This is a genomic window from Pseudomonas sp. BMW13 (assembly GCF_013357275.1).
In the GTDB taxonomy this organism is placed as follows: Bacteria; Pseudomonadota; Gammaproteobacteria; order Pseudomonadales; family Pseudomonadaceae; genus Aquipseudomonas; species Aquipseudomonas khazarica.
This window is the reverse complement of sequence record NZ_SUKD01000102.1, coordinates 1-223: the sequence shown is the minus strand read 5'-3', so window position 1 is coordinate 223 and position 223 is coordinate 1. Positions and strand designations below refer to the sequence as shown.

Genomic DNA, 223 nt, shown 5'->3' with positions numbered 1-223 from the left:
CAGCAGGTTCTTGGTCTGCTGGTAGTGATCGAGCATCATCTTGTGGGTCTCACGCCCGACCCCGGACTTCTTGTAGCCGCCGAAGGCAGCATGCGCCGGGTACAGGTGGTAGCAGTTGGTCCATACACGACCCGCCTTGATCGCACGGCCCATGCGGTAGGCGACGTTCATGTCGCGGCTCCACACGCCGGCGCCCAGGCCGAACTCGGTGTCGTTGGCGATG

Annotated in this window: 1 protein-coding gene; it reads right to left on the bottom strand. The window is 63.7% G+C overall.

The annotated features are described in order from the left end of the window. A partial coding sequence (locus E4487_RS25080) for an aldehyde dehydrogenase family protein (protein ID WP_175254590.1) occupies positions 1-223 on the bottom strand: 223 nt, incomplete at both ends.